Source organism: Kitasatospora sp. NPDC058048 (genome assembly GCF_042885555.1).
GTDB classification, from domain to species: Bacteria; Actinomycetota; Actinomycetes; order Streptomycetales; family Streptomycetaceae; genus Kitasatospora; species Kitasatospora lactacystinica.
The window spans coordinates 125552-143967 of record NZ_JBHVRT010000021.1; the positions used below are offsets into that span (position 1 = coordinate 125552).

Consider the following 18416-nt stretch of genomic DNA (forward strand, 5'->3'; position numbering starts at 1 on the left):
GGACGGCGGGGCGGGGAGGTTCGTGCGGGGGTCAGCGGTCGAGGCGCCAGCGCGGGCGGTCGCGGTGGTGGTCGATGACGACCTTCGGCGGCAGCGGCAGTTCGTGGAAGGGGGACTCGTTGGAGTCCATCTGGTAGCCCGCGGTGTTGGGGTAGACGAGCAGGTCGCCCACCCGGGGCCGGGCGGGGAAGGCGATCTTGCGCCAGGTGAGCAGGTCGGAGTCCAGGCAGCTGGCCCCTCCCACGCACGCCCGGTACGGCTGCTCCGGGGGTCCGGTGCGGTCGCCGAGCAGGACCGGGTCGGGCAGGTACTCGCTGTTGAACCACTGCTCGGACAGGCTGAGGCTGGTGCCGTCGACGGTGACGATGCCGTACCCGGCGCGGTCCTTGACGCCCTGGACGGGGAACACCGACGACCCGGCGCGGTCCAGCAGGGCGCGGCCGGGCTCCAGCAGGAGCGTCAGGCCGGCCTGCCGCAGCCGCTCGGCGAGGCTCGGTCCGGTACCGCCGGGGCGGGCGGCGAGGATCGCGCGCAGCGCGTCGGCGCCGGCGACGGGGGAGTGGTACGGGTAGAAGTCGCCCGCGGCGAAGGCCTTCTCGCCGTGGTAGTGCCCGGGGCCCTGTTCGGTGAGGAAGGTGTCCCAGGCGTCGGCGGCGACGTAGTCGACGGGGAAGCCGCCGCCGATGCTGATCCGGTCCGCCGGCAGGCCCGACGACCGGGCCTTGAGGCAGAGTTCGACGAGCTCTCCGGCGAGGTCGGCGCGTGGCTGGACCGCGTAGCCGGACAGGTGGAAGCTGAAGCCCTCCATCCGTACGGTGTCCCCGGCCTCGGCGCAGCGTCGCAGGGCCTGGTGCAGTTGCGCGTCGTCCAGGCCGAACCGGCTGCGCGGCTGGGCCGGCGGGTGCCGGCGCAGCAGGACGCGGACGGGACGGTCGGTGTCGAGGCCGAGCAGGCGCTCCAGTTCGTCGAGGGCGTCGACGGCGATCAGTGCGCCCTGCCGGGTGGCGACGCGCAGCAGTTGCTCGTTCTTGGCGGGGCCGGTGACGACGAGGTCCTCGCCGCGCACGCCGTGGCCGAGGGCGTCGCGCAGTTCGCCGAGGGAGGCGACGTCGATTCCGGCGCCGGCCGCGGCGCAGCGCTCCACGAACACGGAGGCCTTGTTGGCCTTCTTCGCGTAGTGGACGCGGCCCTCGACCCCGGTGTCGGCCAGGGCGGCGCGGAACGCGGCGAGGTTGTCGTCGAAGCGTTCGGGCAGCAGGTAGTGGAAGGGGCCGTCCAGGCCGTGGGCGAGTTCCTGGAGCAGCCCGCTGCCGTGGATCCGGTCGGTGAGCGGGTCGGGGTGGGCGGGCAGGCTCAGCGCCACAGGGCCACCTCGGTTCCGAGGCCCTGGGCGGCGGCGAGTTGGGCGAAGCGGTGGCCCAGCGCGATGTCGGTGACGACGAGTCCGCTGTTGTAGGCGAAGATCCGCTGCCCGGGGGCGGTGCGGGCGGCGGCGGTGCCGGAGATGACGACGGGCAGCTCCAGGTCGACGGCCGGGAGCTTGCCGTCGGCGTCGGCCATGTCGGTGCCGGTGACGCGCATCTGGGCCTCGCTGGTGGCGATCACCCGGTCCGCCCGGTGGAGGGTGGAGGGGGCGAGGCCGTGGCCGACCAGGATCGAGACCGCGCCGGGCTTCAGCCAGTCGGCCTCGACGGCGGCGGGGGTGTGGCCGCCGGCGGTCGCGACGATGACGTCGGCGTCGCGGGCGGCGGCCCTGAGGTCGGTGACCAGTTCGAGCTCGCGGTCGGGGAAGTGCCGGGCGAGTTCGGCGCGGACGGCGGCGATGCCGTCGGGGTGGGTCCCGGACAGGAGGAGACGCTCCAGCCCGGGCAGGGCGGTGAGCAGGAACGGCAGCGCCAGGCGGCCCTGGGTGCCGGTGCCGATCACCAGCGCGGTCGAGGCGTCGGGGGCGGCGCACTCGCGGGCCAGCAGGGCGGAGACGGCCGGGGTGCGCAGGGATCCGATGCGGGAGCAGTCCATCATGGCGACGGGCAGGCCGGTGACGTCGTCGTAGATGGTCAGCGTCGTGTAGTAGTGCTGGTTCTCGCGGCTCCGGTCGAGGCCGTGCTTGTAGGAGGTCTTGACGGCGACGACGTTGCGCACGCCGTCGCGGCCGAGCATGGCGTAGGAGACGGAGTGGCCGTCGGCGGGCTTGACGGTGAGTTTGCGCGGGTTGTCGGACTGGCCGGCGGCCAGGGTGCGGTAGGCCTGTTCGACGGTGTCGACGACGTCGGCGAGGGTGATGTCCAGGCCGGCGAGGTCGCTGGTGGACAGTACGCGCAGGGTGGTGTCGTCCCGGTCCATGAGGGTGCCCTTTCGAGGAGGTGAGGCGGCGGCAGTGGTGGGTTCAGGCGGCCCGGGCGGTGAGGGCGGCCTGGCCGTAGCCGTGTTCGTCGTGCTCGGCGAGCGGTCGGGTGGGGCGGTCTTCCACGCGTACCGAGGCGCGCTTGAGCCAGCGGTCGGTGCCGTCGTAGCGGGCCCGGAACGGCACCCGGCCGTGGACGACGACGTCGTTGTCGACGACCAGGACGTCACCCGGTTCCAGGCTCACCGCGACCGAGACGCGGGCCAGTTCGTCACCGAGGCGCCGGTACGCCTCGCGCCATGCCTCGTCCGCCTCGTCCAGCGGGGTGTAGGCGGGGTCGTAGCGCATGGTCAGGCCCTCGGGGGCCTCGAAGAGGGTGGGGACCGGCGCGGGCCGGCCGCCGAACTTCCGGGCCTGCTCGTAGGCGTCGTCGGGCAGGATCGGTGCGACGGGCCGCTTCAGCTGCTCGACGTCGGCGTCGGTCAGGTCGGTCAGGCGCACGCTGGCCGCGGTGGTGGCGATGGCGTCGTGGTTGCGCATGCAGCACAGCAGCAGCAGGTGCGCGCGGCCGGGGTGGAAGGCGTCCTCGGTGTGCGGGGTGAGCAGGACGGAGCTGGAGGCCCCGGTCTGCTCACTCTCGTGGCCCGGCGTCGGGACGATGTTGTGCACGAACCGGCCGTCCTGCTGGCCGTCCCAGGCGATCGGGGTGCCCATCGCCGTGGAGACGAGCAGCAGCACCACGTCCCAGAGCGCGCCGGAGTCGCCGACGGTCGACCAGTGGCCGGGGGTGGGCCCGAGGCGGGTGTCGTCGATCTCCAGTCCGCGCAGCACGAACAGCCCGTCGGCGGTGTCGACCGGACGCAGTCGGTGGCGCAGCGGTTCGCCGAGCCGGGCGCACTTCACGGGCAGGTCGGCCAGCAGGGCGGGGCTGGTCGCGGAGCCGTGGAGGGCCAGCAGTTCGGCCGCGGTGGAGGTGAGTTCCGCGACGGCGTCGGCGTCGAGACGGCGTACCGGGGCAGGGCAGGTGGGCACGGCGGGACCTTCCGGGGACAGGGGGAGGAGAGGTGTGGGGTGCGGGCACGTGGCGTCACCTCGCCGGTGCGGGACGGCGACGGGAGCTGCGCGTGGGGCATCGGTCCGGGGCGGCTCGAACGGCCGGACGACAGGAAACGTAACAACGACTTTTAGGTTAGGCAAGCCTTACCCGGCTGGATGTCTACATTTACGTAGTCTCGGCTCCGGGCGGCGGCGCACGCGCGGCGCAGGGACAACTTCCCTGCTCGCGGGCCGGATTGGGGCGCGGGGGCGCATGGCCGGAAGTCGAGTGCGCCCCGCCGGACGGCTTGCGACTTGTCTTGAATTTAGGGTAGGTAACCCTAAGCAAATCGAGCGCGGAACCGAGACGAGGATCGAACGTGGGCGTCACCAGACGACAGCTGCTGTGGGCCGGAGCCGGAGCCGGGGCGATCGGCGTGCTCGCCGCCTGCGGTGGCGGCAAGGGTGGCGCCGGGGAAGCCGCGGCCTCGGGTGGGACCGGCCAACAGCCCCGCCCCGGAGGGACGCTGAAGGTCGGTGCGCTCGGCAAGGCCTCGGCGGTCACCCGGGACCCGCACGGCACCCAGGCCAACGAGAGCGACTACCTCATCATCAGCCTGATCCACGACACGCTCGCGATACCCGGGGCCACGGCCAACACCGCTCCCCGCCTGGCCGCCTCCTGGAAGCCGTCGGACGACCTGAAGACCTGGCGCTTCACCCTGGCCGACGGCGCCACCTTCCACGACGGCACCCCGGTCACCGCCGACGACGTCGTCTGGTCGCTGAAGCGGCTGCGCAACACCCCGGCGGGCAAGAGCCGCCTGCCCGGCATCCAGCCCGAGGGCATCACCGCCGAGGACGCCAGGACCGTCGTCCTGGTCTCCGACTACGCCAACGCCGACCTGCCGCTGCTGACCCGCCTGACCACCTTCGTCCTCAAGAAGGACACCAAGGACGACGCGGTCGCCGGCGCCCCGGGCACCGGCCCCTTCAAGCTCGACTGGTACCGCGACGGCAACGCCCGCCTGGTGCGCAACGACAACTGGTACGGCGGCAAGGTCCTGCTGGACGCCGTCGAGGTCCGCCTGTTCGAGAGCCCCCAGGCCATGGCCAACGCCCTGCTCGCCGGACAGATCGACGTCGCCTCCAACGTCGGTGCCGTCGCCGCCCGCACCGCCGAGGCCCGCAAGGACATCCAGATCGTCCGCCGGCCCAACGACATGGCGATGCCCGTCGTCATGCGCACCGCGGACGGCCCGTTCGCCGACGTACGGGTGCGCGAGGCCCTCAGGCTCGCCGTCGACCGCGACGCCATGGTCAAGCAGGTCCTCTCCGGCTACGGCAGCGTCGCCAACGACGTCCTCGGCACCGGCGACCCCGCCTTCGCCAAGGACATCCCGCAGCGCACCCGCGACCTCGCCAAGGCCAGGCAGCTGCTCGCCGACGCGGGCTTCGACACCTCCAGGACCTACGACCTGACCACCACCGAGGACATCGCCGGACTCGCCGAGTCCGCGACCCTCTTCGCCACCCAGGTCCGCGAGGCCGGCGTGAGGATCAACGTGGTGAAGCAGGACTCCAAGGTGTTCTGGGACGACACCTGGCTCAAGGGCACGCTCTACACCAGCTACTGGGGCACCAACGACTCCGTCGTCTTCTTCGCCTCCAAGACGATGCTCTCGGACGCGGGCCAGAACGAGTCCGGCTGGAACGAGCCGAGCTTCGACGAGACCTACCGCAAGGCCATGGGCACCGCCGACACCGCCGAGCGCGGCAAGCTGCTCCACCAGCTCCAGGAGATCGAGTTCGCGAAGTCCGGCTACCTGCTGTGGGGCATGGCCGACGGCATCGACCTCGCCGGCGCGGCCGTGCGCGACCTGCCCAAGCTCCCCGGCTACGGCCGCGTCCAGCTCGAGAAGACCTGGCTGGCGCGTTGACCACCCCTCACCCGGTGGACGCGAAAGCGTCCCGCAGCCTCCCGGCCCGCATCCTCCCCGGTGCGGGCCGGGTCGCCCGGCAGGCCGTACGGCGCCCGGTCCTGCTCGTCGTCCTGCTCGCCGCCGTCTTCGCGGCCGTCGAACTCCTCCCGGGCGACGCCGCCGGCGCGAGCTCCGACCGGGGCGTCACCGCCGCCGACCTCGCCGCCCGCCGCACCGCCATGGGCCTCGACCGCCCGGTCGCCGAGCGCTTCGTGGACTGGATGACCGGCCTGCCCACCGGCGACCTCGGCACCACCGCGCGCGGACAGCACGTCACCGACGTCCTGGCCGGCCCCTTCCCCAACACCCTCCTGCTCGGCACCCTCGCCCTCGCCCTCAGCACCGCCGGAGCCCTCGCCCTCGGCAGCTGGGCGGCGCTGCGCCCCGGCGGGCGCGTCGACCGCGCCGTCGACACCCTGTCCACCGCCGCGTTCGCCCTCCCGGAGTTCGTCGTCTCGGTCGCCCTGCTCCTGCTGCTCTCCCAGTGGACCGGCTGGCTGCCCGCCGTCACCCTCACCGGCGCCGACGGCAGACCCGAGTCATGGACCATGATCGTCCTGCCGCTGCTCTCCCTGGCGGTCCCCCAGATCGGCTGGAACACCCGCATCGTGCGCGGCGCACTCGCCGACCAGGCCGCCCTGCCGCACGTCCAGGCCGCCGTCCTCGACGGCCTGCCCCGCCGACGCATCCTCAGCCACCACATGCTCCCCGGCGCCCTGCCCGCCGTCGCCGTCGGCATCGCCACCTCCGCCGGCATGCTCCTCGGCGGCACCGTCGTCGTCGAAACCCTCTTCAACTACCCCGGCGTCGGTGCCGTCCTGGCCGGCGCCATCACCGACCGCGACACCCCGCTCGTCGCCGGAGTCGTGGCCGCGGCCGGCGCCGCCATCAGCCTGCTCCTGCTGCTCGCCGACCTCGTCCGCACCACCACCCTCGGAGAAGAGCGACGATGACCGCCGACGCCCCGACAGCGGCCCCCGCGCCCGCCACCCGAGGGAAGCGACGGGTGCTCGTGCGCGCGGTTCCCGCCCTCGCCCTCGTCGCCCTCGCACTCGCCGGGCCGCTCCTCGCCCCGCACCCGATCGACACCCCGGTCACCTTCCCCTACGCCGAAGCGGGCGGCGACGCGCCGCTCGGCGGCGACCAGCTCGGCCGCGACGTCCTCAGCCGACTGCTGACCGGGGGCGCGCCCCTGATCGCCACCGCCCTGGCCATCGCCCTCGTCGTCACCGCGGCGGCCACCGCCATCGGCATCCTCGCCGTGCTGCGCCCGGCCCTCGGCCGGTGGATCGAACGCGCCGCGGACCTGACGATCCTGCTCCCGTCCGTCCTCGCCATCATGCTGATCGCCCTGGCCTGGCCCGGCGGCGGACGCCTCGCCGTCGCCGCCGCGGCCACCCTCCTCGGCATCCCCTACGCGGTCCGGATCGTCGCCGCCGCGGCCGCCCCCCTCGCCACCGCCGGCTTCGTCGAGGCCGCGGCCGCGGGCGGCGAGAACCTCTGGCACCTCACCGTCCACGAGGTCCTCCCCAACCTGCGCTCCACCGTCCTCGCCCTGTTCGGCCTGCGCTTCGTCGAGGGCGTCTACATCGTCTCCGTCGCCGCCTTCCTCCAACTCGGCCCCCAACCCCCGGAAGCCGACTGGGCGTTGATGATCCGCGAGAACGCCGCCGGCATCACCCTCAACCCGTGGGCCGTCGGAGCGCCCTGCCTCGCCATCGGCCTGCTCGCCATCGGCGTCAACCTCGCCGCCGAAGCCCTCGCCCCCGCCCGGCCCACCCCGGAGACCCCGCTGTGAGCACCACCGACCCCGCTGCCCGTGCCGCCGCCCTGTCCGTCACCCTCGGGGACACCCCGCTGCTCACCGACGCCACGCTCACCCTCGCCCCGGGCCGCGTCACCGCCGTCACCGGGCCCTCCGGCGCCGGCAAGACCACCCTGCTGCGCGCCCTCGTCGGCGCCCTCCCGCCGGGCGCGCGCGTCACCGCCGGCAGCCTCACCGTCCTCGGCCACGACATCCTCGCCCTCCCGCCCGAGGAACTGCGCCGGCTGCGCCGCCACAAGCTCGCCTTCGTCGGCCAGGACCCGGGCTCCGGACTCAACCCCCGCATGCGCGTCGACCGCCTCGTCACCGAGACCGCCGCCGACCGCCGCGGCACCTCCGTCACGGACCTGCTGCGAGCCGTCCGCCTGCCGGTCGGCGAAGGCCTCGAACGCCGCCGGACCGAGCACCTCTCCGGCGGACAGCAGCGGCGCGTCGCCCTCGCCCGTGCCCTCGCCCGCCGCCCCGCGATCCTCCTCCTCGACGAACCCACCGCCGGCCTGGACGCCGCCCTGCGCGACGACATCGCCGACCTGCTGCACGACATCGCCGACCGCGACGGCATCGCCATCGCCCTCACCAGCCACGACCCCGACTTCGTCGCCCGCTGCGCCGACGACGTCCTCGCCCTGTGGCCGGACCGTCCGGTCACGGCCCCGGGCACGCCCGCAACGCCCCCGGCGCCCGCACCGGCCCGCGTCCGCGCCGACGCGATGCCCGCACCGGCTCGCGTCCGCGCCGACGCGATGCCCGCACCGGCTCGCGTCCGCGCCGATGCGGCGCCTGCCTCGGCTCGCGTCCGCGGCGACGTGCTGCCCGTCGTCGAGGTGAAGGCACTCGACGCCCGGGTCGGCACCGGCCGCGGCCGCCACCGGGTCTTCGCCGGCCTCGACCTCGTCCTGCGGCCCGGCACGCTGACCGGGATCACCGGCCCGTCGGGGTGCGGCAAGACCACGCTGCTGCGCGCCCTCGCGGGACTCCACCGCCCCGAGGCCGGCCGGATCACCCTCGGCGGCGAACTCCTGGCGTCCTCCTACCGGCGGCGCACCCGCGACCAGCGCCGCCGCGTCCAACTCGTCCCGCAGAACCCGCTCGGCGCCCTCAACCCCGCCCGCACCGTCGGCGCCACCCTCACCCGCCCGCTGAGGCTCCACTCCGTACGGCCCGCCGACCGGTGCGACGCCCGCGTCGCCGAACTGCTCACCGCGGTCGGCCTCACCCCCGGCCACGCCGACCGCCACCCCCACGAACTCTCCGGCGGGCAGCGCCAGCGCGTCTCCATCGCCCGCGCCCTGGCCGCCGAACCCGACGTCCTGCTCTGCGACGAGGTCACCTCCGCCCTCGACGCCGACACCGCCGAGGACATCATGGAACTCCTGCGCGGCCTACGGACCGACCAGGGCCTCGCCGTCGTCCTGGTCAGCCACGACCTGCCCCTGCTCTCGGCCCACGCGGACCTCCTCCTCGCCCTCGACGGCGCCGACGGGGTGCCGCTCACGGAGCACCGCGCGGCCCCGAGCCCGGTGCCGAACTGAGCTCTCCGCGCAGGGCGGTCAGCCCGGCGTTCCGACGTCCGGCCCCTCGGCCGGGCCGACGCCCTCCCGGACCCTGGTCCAGGTCCGCCGGGAGCCGCGGGTCAGGGTCCAGCCGCTCGTCCCGCGGGGCCGCGGCCGCTGCCCGGCTCCGCGGGCGGCGGCCGCGCACACGCGCCGGAGAAGGGAGTTGAGCTCGACGCGCTGCCCCTTCGTCAAGGACGCCAGCAGGTCGTCCTGCGTCGCCGACGCATCGGTGTGGAGCACGTCCAGGGCGGACTCGCCCGTGGGGGTGATGGTCAGAACCTCCTGGCGACCGCCGACGTGGACGACCATCGACTGCACCAGGCGTGCCGACAGGAGATCGTCGAGGGCCTGGTCCACCTCGGCCGCGGGCGCCGTGGCACGGGAGGTGAGGTCGTGCCGACCGTGCGGTCCCAGCTGCGCCAGCGCCGACAGCAGCGCGTGGTGGACCGGGGTCAGCCCGCGGTGTTCCAGCCGCTCCGCCAGCAGGCGGTCGACGGCCCGCCCGGCCTCCGACAGGAGGTAGACGGACTGCTCGAACGGACTCGACGAGCCCTGCCGTCCGTCGTACAAACCGTGTCCCCATCATCGGAAGAGCGCGACGCCCTCGGCGTCGAAAGCGGCAAACCGAGGCTCACCATACCTACGCTTCCGATTGTTGGTCTACATCGATGTCGTCAGATCGGTCAGGGGCCGACGATCCTCCTCGCCGCATGCTCCACGTACTCGTGCAGGCCGTAGGCGAGGCCGAGCGCCAGCAGGGCCGACACCACCACCGCGGCGATGAGACCGGACACGGCCGCACGTGGCCCGCGCCCCCTGGGCCCGGCGGGCGCCGGCTCCAGCAGGGCCTGAACCCGCCGGGGGAGCGGTCCCGTGCTCACGGACAGGAGCCGGCTGCCGCGCACCCCCGTCCCGGCCGAGCCGGCCAGTGCGGCGCGGGCGATGGCGGTCGCGGCGACCCTCCGGTCCCCCACCGCCGTCGCGGCGGCCTCGTCCGCCCACCGCTCCAGGTGGAACTCCAGCGCGGGCCCCAGGCGCGCGAGCGCCGGATGCACGGCCGAGGCCAGGTCGACGACGGCCGAGAGCACATGGTGCCGCCCGCGGAGATGAGCCCGTTCATGGGCGAACAGCACCGTGCGCTCCGACGGCCCGAGCGCCCCGAGCATGCCCTCCGACACGACGACGCGGGCGGCACGGCCACGGAAGCGCGGCAGGGCGAAGGCCTCCGCCTCCTCACCCGGGACGACGAGCACGTCGCCCTCGGCCGTCCCCCCGCCGGTCAGCGCCCACGCGCGGGACAGCAGCGCGCGCTGCCGGCGAGCGGCCAGCACCAGCCGCACCGCCTGCACGGCGAGCAGGACCCCGGCGGCACCGGACACCGGCACCACCGCCGGCCAGTCCGCCGTCACCCGGGCGAACCGCAGGTGCTCCAGCCCCGCCAGGAACGGCACGTGGAAAAGCCCCGTCAGCGCGGCGACCGTGCCGCCCGCGAGCAGCACGGCCGCCCCCGCGAGGGTCAGGGAGGCCTCGCGCGGCGGGAGCAGCCCGGCCAGACGACGGGCCGCGGGCGCCGCTCCCCACGGAAGGACGACGGTGAGGGCGACGGCCACCAGGAACAGCGTCACGCCCCGCCCTCCAGCACGGCCTCGCCCCCGGCCGGAGCCGGTGCGGCCTCCGCCTCGATCAGCAGGCGCCGCAGGACGTCCCCGTCGTCCGTGGACAGCGAGGACACGAACCGCTTCAGGACGAGGTCCCGTTGCGGCTCCTTCTCCAGCTCCCGGCGCATCCGCCCGGCCGCCAGACCGGCGGCGTCCGCGACCGGCGCGTAGGCGAAGGAACGCCCTGGCCGCGTGCGGTCCAGGGTCCCCTTCTCGTGCAGGCGGGTGAGGATCGTCGCCACGGTCGTCCGGGCGAGGTCCTGGTGCAGCGCCGCCTTGACCTGCTGTGCGGTCATCGGCTCACCGGCCGCCCACAGCACCGCCATCACGTCCGCGACCAGTTCCCCGTGCGGACGCCTGGCCTCCTGACCGTCCCTCGCCATCTCTCTCCCTGTCCCGAAGCGTTCGCCCGGCACACCCCGACGCCGACCCGGTCGGGGACGAGGGCCGCCCGCGCCGGTGCGGCGGGAAGGGGTACGGCCTGTGTGACTTAGGTGTGCCTCAGCTAACTTTACGGGGCGTGCGGATCGCCGCCGAGCCGGCGTCAGCCGGTGAGGTCGTCGAATTCGGTGGCCCAGTCGATGAGGGTGTGCTCGGTGCCCTGGGGGACGAGGGCGAAGCTCTCGCGGCGGAGCCAGCGACGGATCTGGCGGGTGGGGAGATCGAGGAGGGCGATGTCCGCCTGGTTCCTGAGCATGACGCGCAGGGAGGTGCGGGCGTGGCAGGTGCAGGGGGGCCAGATGCGGACGTCGCCGAGGCCGGTGGGCCGGTGGAGGCCTTCCCAGAGGAGCTCGCGGGCGAAGTGCCAGGTGCCCGCTTCGGTGGCGTGGCCGAGGAATTCGAGTGTGACGGCGAACGGGTCGTCGCCGCGGTAGGCGAGGCGTACCGGGACGTCGACGCTCTGGTGCTCGCCGAGGACGAGTCGGGCGTCGAGGGTCAGGTCGGTGGCGGCGGCTTCCGGGCGGGGCTGGGGGTCGGAGAGGGGGTGGTGGGCGGGCACGGGGTGTCTCCTGGGCGGGTTCGGGGCGGCGCGGGACGGGAGGGGCCGTCCGGGCCGGCGGGGTGAGGTGCGGTGTCCGGTCGGGACACGGAGCGCCGGACGACCGGGGCGCCGGTGGCGGTGCGGCGCTCCCGCCTCGGGCCCTGGGAGCTGCCGGGAGCAGGGGGAGGCGGAAGTGCTCCCAGGCTAGGAGGCGGTGCCGGGGTGGATGTTCCGGCCGTGCACCGCGAGGTGATGATCCGCGCACCGTTCGCCCGGCGGGCATGGCCGGGCGCGGGCTCCTTGTTGTCGCGGCTCTGCGGTCCGGCGGTCGGGGGGGCGGTGCGGCCGGTGGTGGCGCCGCCGCTTGCCGCGGCGGCGGGGGTGAGTGCAACTGCCGCACGCCGGAAGGGATTTGGCGGGGAGGAGCGATTTCGCGGCGTCGCGCGCAGAGCCTCCTCCGGCGGTCGGTGCCGCCCGGGGCGGCAGCCGTCCGGCCCCGGCGGAGTCGTCGGATCCTCGGTTTGTTGAACGTTTGTCCATCCCGTTTCGCTCCTTGTATGAATGGCGCCGGGAGGCTTTTGATCATGAAGAGGTGGATCCAGCGCTCGCGTTCCGGAGGCGAGGCGCTGCAGACGTTGGTGGACGGCCTGGCCGAGGAACTGGGGCGTTCGGTCGTTCTCGACGACCCCTTGGTGCGGCTGATCTGCACCAGCCGGCACTTCGGCGACGAGGACCGGGTGCGGGTGCGCACGCTGCTGCAGGGCATCGCGGACGACGAGACCATCCGCTACGTGCTGTCGCAGGGGGTCGCCCGGTGGACCCGTCCAGGTGTCCTGCCGGGCCGCGACGACCTGGGGATGCAGCCGCGCTACTGCGCCCCGGTCCGCGAACGGGGCCACGTGCTGGGCATCCTGATGGTCGTGGCGGCGGGCGCGCCCCTCACCGAGGCCGAGCGGGGGGCCATCGACGAGGTGACCCGCGCCGTGGCGGTCGAGATGTACGCCGAGCGGCTGGCCTCGGACGACGACGAGGAGCACACCCGGCGGCTGGTGAGCCGGCTGATCGGCTCGGACTCGGCGCAGCGCTGCGCCGCGCACCAGCGCCTGGTGGACGACGGCCTCCTGCCGGCCGGCCCGCACGTCGTGGTGACCAGCGTCGCCGTCAGCGGGCAGCCGGGGCCCACCGGCCAGACCGAGGTGGCGCTGCGCGGTGCGCTGGAGCCGTTCCGGCAGACCCGGACGGCCCGCGGCCTGTCGATGGTCGACCAGGAGCGGGCGGTGCTGGTGCAGGTCTTCGAACGGGAGCCCGCGGAGGAGGACCTGGACCTGCAGGGCCGGGGCATCGTCCGCTCCCTGACGACCTTCCTGGGCCCGGGCCCGGTCGTGTCGGTGGGCGTGGGCGGGCGCCGGACGGCACTGGCCGACGCGTGGATCTCCTACGACCAGGCCCGGGTGGCGGTGCGCGCGGCCCGCCGGCTGCCCCGGCTGGAGGGCATCGGCGACTGGGAGCGGCTCGGGGAGTTCGCCGTCCTCCTCCAACTGCCCGAGAGCGCGCTCAACGACTCGCTCCTGCCCAAGCCGCTGCGGCGCCTGCTGGCGAACGGCGGTGGCAACTCCCGGCTGGAGGAGACCCTGCGCTGCTTCCTGGACAACGCCGGTTCGGTGCCCAGGACCGCGGAGGTCCTGGAACTGCACCGCACCTCGCTGTACTACCGCCTGCGCCAGATCCAGGAGATCACCGGCCTGGACCTGGACGTCGGCGCGCACCGCCTGGAGCTCCACCTGGGGCTGCGGCTGTGGGACCTGCTGCGGGCTCCGGCGGAGCCGGCCTCCCCGTGGACGGCCTCCCAGCAGACCGCCTTCCCGTAGCCGGCCTCCCCGCCGGCCGCGCGCGGCCGGGCGCGGCGTCGCCCCGGAGCGGTGTTGCTACAGAGCGATGAAGCTTCGTCGGGCAATCCCTACGTCGGTCGGTGGTCAGCGGGTTCGGCCCACAGCGAGAATTCTCACGACGAGCTGCCGCTCATCCCCCCGGCGACCTGCGGGTTCCGGCCCCCCGGACCCGCGAGCCGACACGAACGGACAAGAACGAGCACCATGCACCGACTGATCACGAACGACGGCGTGCGCCTGGCCTACCGCGACAGCGGTGGCGACGGGGTCCCGCTGGTGATGCTCCACGGCTGGGGGCAGACGCAGGAGATGTTCCGCCACCAGTTCGAGGGGCTGGCGCCGGGCCGGCGCGTCGTGACGGTGGACTTCCGCGGTCACGGCCGCTCCGGCAAGCCGCGCCACGGCTACCGCGTCGCGCGTCTGGCCCGTGACGTCCTCGGCCTGCTCGACCACCTGGGCCTGGACGCCTTCGACGCGCTGGGCTGGTCGATGGGCGCCTCGGTGTGGTGGAGCTTCATCGACCAGCACGGCACCGGCCGCATCCGCCGGCTCGTCCTGGTCGACCAGCCCGCCGCCGTGGCGGCGGTGCCCTGGACGGCGCCGGCCGAGCAGCGCGAGTCCGGCGCCATCTTCGACGTGGCGGGGCTCCTGGAGCTGGGCGCCGCGCTGGCCGGCCCGGACGGTGCCGAGGTCCGCGAGGGCTTCGTCCGCTCGATGTTCAGCGGCGACACCGACCCGGACCTGCTGGCCTTCGTGACCGAGCAGATCCGTGCCACCCCGGCGTACGCGGGCGTCCCGCTGCTCTTCGACCACTGCGCCCAGGACTGGCGCGACGTCCTCGACTGCATCGACGTGCCGACCCTGGTGCTCGGCTGCGAGGGGAGCCACGTGGACCCGGAGTCCCAGCGCTTCATCGCCGAGCGGATCCCCGGCGCCGGCCTCCACGTGTTCCCGAGGACCGTGGCGAGCTCGCACTTCCCCTTCCTGGAGAACCCCGGCGAGTTCAACGCCGTCGTGGAGGCGTTCCTCTCCTGAGACGCCCCGCCGCCGACGGTGCCACCACCGGGCGCCGGACGGCGGGCGATCCTTCCCAACACCCTGTACCGAACCTCTCCAACCGGTCGGAGCCTCCTGTGATCCCGTCGGATCCCTCACCCCTGCCCGAACCCGAGTACCACCGGCCCGATCAGGCCGTCGACGCCTGCATCGAGGTCCTGTCACCGCCGCCCGGGGTCGATCCCGAGGACTGCCTCTACGTTGCCCTGCACGTCGACGGCGCGGCCTCGGTGCGGCGTCACGGGGTCAGCACGGCGCTGGCTCCGGGCGATCTGCTGATCGGCACGTCGCCGTATCCGGCGGGGTTGCTGCGCGATGCGGGGTGCCGGATGGTCCGTTTCCGTGTCCCGTGCTTCTACCTGGGGGTGCGGCACTCCGATGTGCGGCGTACGGGTGGGCTGGTGGCGCGGGGGAGTGAGGGGGTGGGCCTGCTCGCTTCGCAGTTCCTGCGGACGCTGGCGGCTCGCGGCGGAGGGCACCGGGCGCGTCCTGGTGATCATCTGGCGCGTGGTGTGTCGGACATCGTGGCGATCCTGGTGTCGGAGCTGCTGGAGGAGGAGGGGCCGGAGGGTCCGGGTGGTTCGGCGGAGCTGCTGGCGCGGATCCGTGGCCACATCGAGGAGAATCTCGCGGATCCGGATCTGGGGCCGGAGGCGATCGCCCGGGCGCAGCACATCTCGGTGCGCTATCTGCACAAACTGTTCCAGCAGGACGGGACGACGGTGGGGCAGTGGGTGCGTCGGCGTCGCCTGGACGCGTGCCGACGGGAGCTGGAGCGTCCCTCCCGTCGGCAGGCCAGTGTGTCCGCGGTCGCGCACCGGTGGGGTTTCGTCAGCCACTCCCACTTCAGCCGGGCGTTCCGTGACGCCTACGGGGTCTCGCCCCGCGAATGGCAGGCCTACGCCGCCCGGACCGACAGTCGGGACACGGTCTCCTGACTCCTCCGCCGCGGCCGCTTCCACACGCTTCCACACGCTGCCGGTCCCGCCGGTCCCGTCCTTCGCCGATCGCGGCGGGCCGGTCAGCGGGCGGTGTGGATCTCGGCGATGTAGCCGCCGGGGAACTGCACCGTCGCGCTGTCCCGGCCGCCCGCGCGGACGGGTCCCGACAGCACCGTCGCGCCGGCGGCCCCGGCCCGGTCCAGGGTGGCGCCGAGGTCGGGCACGCCGTAGCCGGTGAGTTCCCGGCCGTACGGGTGGGGCAGGTGGCCGTCCGTCACGGCGACGGTGGTGGTGCCGAAGCCGGAGGTGAGGCGGACGAGCCGGTACGTGGTGCCGGGCAGGCCGATGGCGGCGCCGTCGGCCCTCCGGTCGTCGGAGACGATCCGGCCCCGGGTGAAGGCGAGGTAGCTGTGCAGGAAGGAGCCGACCGCGTCCGGCGACAGGTAGAGCCGGTTCTCCGGCACGCTGACCAGGGCGGGGTAGGACGGCGGGGTGGTGTGGACGTACAGCTGGGCGTTGATCCCGCCCGGGAACTGGACGACGGCGTCGCGGCCGATCGGGTCGGCGAACGGTGACACGGTGACGGTCGCGCCGTCGGCACGGGCGGCGCGGACGGCCTGGTCGAGGTCGGTCACCAGCCAGCCGGTGCGTTCGGTGCCGAAGGGGTACGGCACGGGCGTGGTGTAGTCGAACACCGACAGTGTGCCGACCGGGGACACCACCAGCTCGGAGAGCGTCCGGCTGGGCGTCGGCGTCACCTGGGTGGAGACCGGGCCGATCGTGGTGCCGCCGAAGGTGGACGTCCAGCTGGTCACGAAGGCCTGCTCGGTGCCGGGCGCGACGTAGACGTGGGTGGAGTCGTACTGCGGGCCGACGGCGAACTGCTGCTGGGTGCCCGGCCGTTCGGCCGGCGTGCCCTGGGCCGCGCTCCGGGACGTGCCCTGGCCGGCGGAGGCGGCCGAGGCGGCGGGGGCCGCGGTCAGGGCGGCGAGTGCCGCCACCAGCGGGACCATGCGGCGGGCCGAGCGGAGCTTCATGGGTGACCTCCTGGTCGTGGCGAACGCCCGGCGTCCCTGGAAGGGGATGCCGGGCGTGGGTGTGGGGCCGGTGTGGCCGGTACCGCCGTCGCCGTTCGGGCCTGGGGCGGCGACGGCGGTACCGGGGTCGGGCGGACGGCCGCGGGTCGAGGGTTCGCGGCCGTCCGGGTCACTTGGCGAGGAAGGCGAGCAGCGCGGAGTTGACCTCTTCGGCGTGGGTCCAGAGCAGACCGTGCGGGGCGCCCTCGATCTCGACGTACTCGGCGGAGGGCAGGGCCTTGTGGAAGGGACGGGCGGTGTTCTCGATGGGCAGGGTGCGGTCGCCGGTGCCGTGCAGGATCAGGGCGGGCACGTCGATGCGGGCGATGTCGGCGCGGAAGTCGGTGTACCAGGTGGTGGGTGCGGCCGAGGCGGCGAAGGCGCCGCCGGCGGTGGCGACGTTCCAGCTGTTGCGGACGGCCTCCTCGCTGATCCGGGTGCCGAGGTTCTCGTCCAGGTTGTAGAAGTCGTTGAAGAAGCCGGTGTAGAAGGCGAACCGGTCGGCCTTCACGGCGGCGACGATGCCGTCGAAGAACTCCTGGGGGGCGGCGCCGTCCGGGTTGTCGTCGGTCTTGAGCAGGTACGGCTCCAGCGAGGCGAGGAAGGCGACCTTGGCGATCCGCTCGGTGCCGTAGGTGCCCACGTAGCGGGCGGTCTCGCCGGTGCCCATGGAGAAGCCGACCAGGACGGCGTCGCGCAGGTCGAGGGTCTCCAGCACGGTGTGGAGGTCGGCGGTGAAGGTGTCGTAGTCGTAGCCGGTGGTGGGCTGCGAGGACTGGCCGAAGCCGCGGCGGTCGTAGGTGATGACCCGGTAGCCGGCCTCCAGCAGGGCGGCGCTCTGGCGCTCCCAGGACTTGCCGTTCAGCGGGAATCCGTGGATGAGGACGACCGGCTGGCCGGTGCCGTGGTCCTCGTAGTAGAGGTCGATGGAGGCGGAGTTCTCCTGGCCAACGGTGATGTACGGCATGGGTTTTCCCTTTCGTGCGGCAGCTGCTCGCGGCAGCCTCTTACTGCGGTGCTCGGCTGCGACGGGTTCCACGCTAGGCGCGGTGACCGGGGGCCGGTTGACTCCGAGAGCACCCCGAGTCGTCCGAGAGTGCTACGACCGGGCGCACCGGTGGAGCGGACGGGGACAGCGGCTCGACTCCGGCACCCGGTGCGCTGACCGACCGCAAGCAGTGCGCGGTCGGAACACGTGCCCGGCCCGCGCGTTCCTAGCCTGATGGCCGCAGATGTCACCGACCCCGCACGAAGCAGGAGCACCATGAGCAGCCAGCCGCGCCTCCACCAGCACGGTCCCGAGATCCAGGAGTTCGGCACCGTCACCCAGCTGCCGATCGCGCTCTCCCACGACGCCCGGCAGTACTCGTGCCAGCGGCTCAACCGGGTCCTCGCGGACACCCAGTTCCTGTACGGGCTGTACAAGAAGTACCACTGGGGCATGCGCGGGCCGACCGCGTACCAGCTGCACCTGCTCTTCGACAAGCACGCCCAGGAGCAGCTGGAGCTGGTCGACGCGCTCGCCGAGCGGGTGCAGAGCCTCGGCGGCGTCGCGGTGGGCGACCTCCGTCACGCCGCGCAGATCACGGGCGTTCCGCGTCCGCCGGACGGCATCGAGGGGGTGCGGTCGATGCTCTCGCGGCTTCTCGACGCGCACGAGACCGTCCTCGCCGATGTCCGGGACGCCGCCGGCCGCACGGCCGAGCTCGGTGACGACGGCACCCAGGACCTGCTGGTCTCCCAGATCATCCGCACCGGTGAGGCCCAGGTCTGGTTCCTCGCCGAGCACTTGGTCGTCACCCCCGAGACCGGGGAGTGACCGCGGGCCGGGCCCGTTCGTCGGCGGGCCCGGCTCCGCTCAGTGCCGGGCCCTTCGTCGGGGGCCCGGCACTTTTTCGTGCCGCTCGTCTTCTCGTACCGCTCGTCGTACCTCCGTGCCGTTCCTCGGCGTCGGTGCGGCGGCACGCGAACGGGCTCGGGCCCCAGGAGGGTTTTCCGTCCCGGGGGCCCGGCCCCGTGGCGGCGCGCGGGGGGGAGGTGGGGTGGAGGGCGGGTGTCTTATAAAAATCAGA

At 73.9% G+C, this 18416-nt stretch carries 17 protein-coding genes; 8 read left to right on the forward strand and 9 right to left on the reverse strand.

What is annotated here, in order from left to right:
* Positions 1–31: 31 nt before the first annotated feature.
* The 3 genes from ACFVVA_RS22850 to ACFVVA_RS22860 are packed head-to-tail and all read right to left on the reverse strand — an operon-like array spanning position 32 to position 3376.
* The gene (locus tag ACFVVA_RS22850; protein WP_387692055.1) at positions 32–1363 is read right to left on the reverse strand and encodes a Y4yA family PLP-dependent enzyme; all 1332 of its coding nucleotides are present in this window, start codon (positions 1361–1363) and stop codon (positions 32–34) included.
* Positions 1354–2343, reverse strand: coding sequence for an ornithine cyclodeaminase family protein (locus tag ACFVVA_RS22855; RefSeq protein ID WP_387692056.1), 990 nt, complete (start codon positions 2341–2343; stop codon positions 1354–1356). Before ACFVVA_RS22855 ends, ACFVVA_RS22850 begins: the two co-directional genes overlap by 10 nt.
* Positions 2344–2386: 43 nt before the next feature.
* Positions 2387–3376, reverse strand: coding sequence for a TauD/TfdA family dioxygenase (locus tag ACFVVA_RS22860; RefSeq protein ID WP_387692058.1), 990 nt, complete (start codon positions 3374–3376; stop codon positions 2387–2389).
* Positions 3377–3759: 383 nt separating this feature from the next.
* Here ACFVVA_RS22860 and ACFVVA_RS22865 point away from each other — a divergent pair, with 383 nt between their 5' ends.
* The 4 genes from ACFVVA_RS22865 to ACFVVA_RS22880 are packed head-to-tail and all read left to right on the forward strand — an operon-like array spanning position 3760 to position 8718.
* Positions 3760–5319, forward strand: coding sequence for an ABC transporter substrate-binding protein (locus ACFVVA_RS22865; protein ID WP_387692059.1), 1560 nt, complete (start codon positions 3760–3762; stop codon positions 5317–5319).
* Positions 5320–5333: 14 nt separating this feature from the next.
* Positions 5334–6314, forward strand: a complete 981-nt coding sequence (locus ACFVVA_RS22870; protein WP_387692061.1) for an ABC transporter permease — start codon at positions 5334–5336, stop codon at positions 6312–6314.
* The gene (locus ACFVVA_RS22875) at positions 6311–7159 is read left to right on the forward strand and encodes an ABC transporter permease (RefSeq protein ID WP_387692063.1); all 849 of its coding nucleotides are present in this window, start codon (positions 6311–6313) and stop codon (positions 7157–7159) included. Before ACFVVA_RS22870 ends, ACFVVA_RS22875 begins: the two co-directional genes overlap by 4 nt.
* Positions 7156–8718, forward strand: coding sequence for an ABC transporter ATP-binding protein (locus tag ACFVVA_RS22880; RefSeq protein WP_387692065.1), 1563 nt, complete (start codon positions 7156–7158; stop codon positions 8716–8718). The genes ACFVVA_RS22875 and ACFVVA_RS22880 overlap by 4 nt, the downstream gene beginning before the upstream one ends.
* Positions 8719–8736: 18 nt before the next feature.
* Here the strand turns inward: ACFVVA_RS22880 and ACFVVA_RS22885 are convergent, their stop codons facing one another.
* The 4 genes from ACFVVA_RS22885 to ACFVVA_RS22900 form a co-directional block, all read right to left on the reverse strand.
* Complete coding sequence (locus ACFVVA_RS22885; protein ID WP_387692067.1) at positions 8737–9312, reverse strand: MarR family winged helix-turn-helix transcriptional regulator; 576 nt, start codon at positions 9310–9312, stop codon at positions 8737–8739.
* A gap of 113 nt (positions 9313–9425) precedes the next feature.
* A complete protein-coding gene (locus ACFVVA_RS22890) occupies positions 9426–10367 on the reverse strand; it encodes a M48 family metalloprotease (protein WP_387692069.1) in 942 nt (313 codons plus the stop codon).
* Positions 10364–10783, reverse strand: coding sequence for a BlaI/MecI/CopY family transcriptional regulator (locus ACFVVA_RS22895; RefSeq protein WP_387692071.1), 420 nt, complete (start codon positions 10781–10783; stop codon positions 10364–10366). The genes ACFVVA_RS22890 and ACFVVA_RS22895 overlap by 4 nt, the downstream gene beginning before the upstream one ends.
* A 161-nt stretch (positions 10784–10944) precedes the next feature.
* Entirely contained in the window at positions 10945–11400 is a 456-nt protein-coding gene (locus ACFVVA_RS22900) for an SsgA family sporulation/cell division regulator (RefSeq protein ID WP_387692073.1), read from the reverse strand.
* A 566-nt stretch (positions 11401–11966) separates the two neighbouring features.
* Here ACFVVA_RS22900 and ACFVVA_RS22905 point away from each other — a divergent pair.
* The 3 genes from ACFVVA_RS22905 (at position 11967) to ACFVVA_RS22915 (ending at position 15265) form a co-directional block, all read left to right on the forward strand.
* Positions 11967–13250 carry a PucR family transcriptional regulator gene (locus ACFVVA_RS22905; RefSeq protein WP_387692075.1) on the forward strand — a complete coding sequence of 428 codons (1284 nt, stop codon included), beginning with the start codon at positions 11967–11969 and terminating at the stop codon, positions 13248–13250.
* Between the two features lie 225 nt (positions 13251–13475).
* On the forward strand, positions 13476–14306 hold the full coding sequence (locus tag ACFVVA_RS22910; protein ID WP_387692077.1) for an alpha/beta fold hydrolase: 831 nt from the start codon (positions 13476–13478) through the stop codon (positions 14304–14306).
* A gap of 98 nt (positions 14307–14404) precedes the next feature.
* Positions 14405–15265, forward strand: coding sequence for a helix-turn-helix domain-containing protein (locus ACFVVA_RS22915; RefSeq protein ID WP_387692079.1), 861 nt, complete (start codon positions 14405–14407; stop codon positions 15263–15265).
* A gap of 83 nt (positions 15266–15348) precedes the next feature.
* Here ACFVVA_RS22915 and ACFVVA_RS22920 read toward each other — a convergent pair whose 3' ends face one another.
* A complete protein-coding gene (locus tag ACFVVA_RS22920; RefSeq protein WP_387692081.1) occupies positions 15349–16305 on the reverse strand; it encodes a VOC family protein in 957 nt (318 codons plus the stop codon).
* Positions 16306–16474: 169 nt separating this feature from the next.
* Positions 16475–17311, reverse strand: a complete 837-nt coding sequence (locus ACFVVA_RS22925) for an alpha/beta fold hydrolase (RefSeq protein ID WP_387692083.1) — start codon at positions 17309–17311, stop codon at positions 16475–16477.
* A 297-nt stretch (positions 17312–17608) separates the two neighbouring features.
* On the opposite strand from ACFVVA_RS22925, the gene ACFVVA_RS22930 reads away from it, so the two are divergent.
* Complete coding sequence (locus ACFVVA_RS22930) at positions 17609–18163, forward strand: Dps family protein (RefSeq protein ID WP_387692085.1); 555 nt, start codon at positions 17609–17611, stop codon at positions 18161–18163.
* The last annotated feature ends 253 nt before the right edge of the window (positions 18164–18416 follow it).